4 protein-coding genes and 1 pseudogene are annotated in these 2,474 nt (G+C 66.1%); 4 read left to right on the forward strand and 1 reads right to left on the reverse strand.

Translation table 11 applies throughout. The annotated features are described in order from the left end of the window. A partial coding sequence (locus tag SFU54_RS05900; RefSeq protein ID WP_319015363.1) for a hypothetical protein occupies window positions 1-1,023 on the forward strand: 1,023 nt, incomplete at its 5' end. A 12-nt stretch (window positions 1,024-1,035) separates the two neighbouring features. Here the strand turns inward: SFU54_RS05900 and SFU54_RS05905 are convergent. Continuing rightward, a complete protein-coding gene (locus tag SFU54_RS05905) occupies window positions 1,036-1,308 on the reverse strand; it encodes a DUF4031 domain-containing protein (protein ID WP_319015364.1) in 273 nt (90 codons plus the stop codon). Between the two features lie 190 nt (window positions 1,309-1,498). Here SFU54_RS05905 and rplU point away from each other — a divergent pair, with 190 nt between their 5' ends. The 3 genes and pseudogenes from rplU to obgE form a co-directional block, all read left to right on the forward strand. Then, entirely contained in the window at window positions 1,499-1,807 is a 309-nt protein-coding gene (rplU, locus tag SFU54_RS05910; RefSeq protein WP_319015365.1) for a 50S ribosomal protein L21, read from the forward strand. Window positions 1,808-1,825: 18 nt separating this feature from the next. Continuing rightward, window positions 1,826-2,077 (forward strand): 50S ribosomal protein L27, encoded by a 252-nt coding sequence (gene rpmA / locus SFU54_RS05915; protein WP_319015366.1) that lies wholly within the window; start codon window positions 1,826-1,828, stop codon window positions 2,075-2,077. Between the two features lie 164 nt (window positions 2,078-2,241). Beyond that, window positions 2,242-2,474: pseudogene (obgE, locus tag SFU54_RS05920) on the forward strand (GTPase ObgE); the annotation flags it as partial.

Below are 2,474 nucleotides of genomic sequence, written 5' to 3' on the forward strand. Positions count from 1 at the left end.
TCGACCTTCACGCATCGCTTCACGACCGCCCAGGGCGGCGTGGTGTATCTCGATCGTGGCGACGACGTCGATGAGGTGCTGCGCGCTCCACTCGATGGCGAGGGTCGTGGCGAGGTCGTGTTGGCGGCGCCGGGCATCCAGCACATCGCCCCCATTGAGAACGTCGTCGTCGTTGCGCGCGATGGCGACGACGGCACGACCGTGCTCGAGTCGGTGGCGGCCGACGGGGGAGTGCAGTCGCTCACACTGCCCGACGGTGTGCGGGTTGATGAGCTCATCGTGCCCTCCAGCGGCACGCTGCTGGCGATGGTGATCACGACGGCCGAGCCCGCGTCGAGCGAGTCGCCCCTCGAGGGTGCCCTCGCCGTCGTTGACCTCGCCGGTCAGGGCATCGTGTCGATCGTGCCCGGCCTCGATGGCAACCCGATCAGAACACTCGAAGCTGCCTTCTTGCCCGACGCGACGACGCTCATCGTGCACGCCTTCGATCAGTCGCTACTGCGCGTCGAGCTCACCGACCCCCCTCTCGCTCTGCCGGTCGGTCAGATTCCCGAGATGTACGCGTTGTCGACCGATGGCTCACGAGTAACGGGGTCTGACGCCTTCGGTGGGGTCGTCGTCGATCTCGCGACAGGAGACGAGTCGCGCCTTGACCCGTCGCTCGTCGAGGGCGAGCTCGCTTTCGGCGGCCAGGCCATCTTGACGAGCACCGACTTGCGCGTGCAGAAGGTTGCGGTCGCTGATGTTGCGACGGGCGCGGTGCGGGTCATGCTCGTGGCCGACGACGGCACGGGGGTCGCTCGCGTGCTGCTGCGCACGGTGGATGACCGCGGCAGCATTGGCGACTTCACGATCTCGCCGAATGACCAGTACGTCGCGGTCGAAGTGACCCCCTCGGTTGAGGATGCTGTGCCCGACGGTCGCCCCGTGAACGGCCGCGCCACCTCGGTCACGACGGTCATCATCGACATCGAGTCAGGAGCCGTCGTGCGCACGCTCGAGGGGTTCTCGCCGGTCTGGTGACGACGGCGGGCGTTAGAGTCCGCGCTTGGTCCTCTGGCTGACGCGCAGCCCTGCCGCGGTGAGCCGTGCCACGAGTTCTTTGCCTGTGACCGGCACGGCGCCCTGAGCAATGAGTAGCTCGCGTCGCTCTTCGGGGTAGTCGTAGTGGTCGTGATCGAACCCGCGTTCGGGAATTCCGGCTTGTGTGGCGAACGCGTGCAACTCATCGAGCGAAGAGTCGCTGACGAGGTGTCCCCACAGCCGACCGTGGGCGGGCCAGATGGGTTCATCGATCAGCACAGCCATGGTCGAGATTGTAGGCTGAGGGGGTCGGGAACGCGCCGAGCGGGCGCGTTTGACCGAGCATCCCGCGGTCGGCTATTCTTGACCGTTGGTGCGCGCTGGGCTGAGCCCGCGCCGACACCCTCACGCATTCCTCGTCGCACCGGATTTCGAGCGCGGCACAGAGAATCGACAAACAGAGCAAAGGTGAAACGTGGTCTACGCAGTTGTGCGCGCCGGTGGGCGGCAAGAGAAGGTTGAGGTCGGCACTGTTGTCGTTCTCGACCGCATCAAGGCGAGCGAGGATGGCACCATCCAGCTGACCCCGGTTTTGCTCGTTGACGGTGACACCATCACGACCGACGCGAAGAAGCTCGCGAAAGTCACGGTCACGGCCGAGGTGCTGGGCGACCTGCGCGGCCCCAAGATCGTCATCCAGAAGTTCAAGAACAAGACCGGGTACAAGAAGCGCCAGGGTTTCCGCGCTGACCTGACTCGCGTCAAGATCACCGGCATCAAGTAAGAAGGGGGCTACGAAGACATGGCACACAAAAAGGGCGCATCGTCCACCCGTAACGGCCGCGACTCCAACCCCCAGTACCTGGGCGTCAAGCGCTTCGGTGGTCAGGTTGTCAAGGCCGGCGAGATTCTCGTTCGCCAGCGTGGCACGCACTTCCACCCCGGCGCCAACGTCGGCCGTGGCGGAGACGACACGCTGTTCGCCCTCGAGGCGGGTGCTGTGCAGTTCGGCCAGAAGGGCGGCCGCAAGGTCGTCAACGTCGTGAGCGCGTAACGCACGACACACAGTTTCACGCGAGGGGGCGGGCTTCGGCCCGCCCCTTCGTCGTTCAGCACGAGAGCAGCACCACACCAGCAGTAGCGCAGCACAGAAACACAGCACGACAGCAGTCACGGGCACATCGGCGCCGCGGCACAGCAGTTTGAGGAGGCACCATCGTGGCGACGTTTGTCGACCGTGTGACCCTTCACCTGCGCGCGGGGAATGGTGGCCACGGCTGCGTCTCGGTGCGCCGTGAAAAGTTCAAGCCCCTCGCGGGCCCCGATGGCGGCAACGGGGGAGACGGCGGCGACATTGTGCTCGTCGCGGCCGCCCACGAGACCACGTTGCTCGGCTATCACCGGCGCCCCCACCGCTCGAGCGACAACGGCGGCCCCGGCATGGGCGACAA

This window comes from Microcella sp. (assembly GCF_033763155.1).
Lineage (GTDB): Bacteria > Actinomycetota > Actinomycetes > Actinomycetales > Microbacteriaceae > Microcella.

Excerpts from the sequence above, each read along its gene's own strand:
- rpmA (WP_319015366.1), top strand. The coding sequence starts at position 1,826 with ATGGCACACAAAAAGGGCGCATCGTCCACCCGTAACGGCCGCGACTCC.
- SFU54_RS05905 (WP_319015364.1), bottom strand. The coding sequence starts at position 1,308 with ATGGCTGTGCTGATCGATGAACCCATCTGGCCCGCCCACGGTCGGCTG.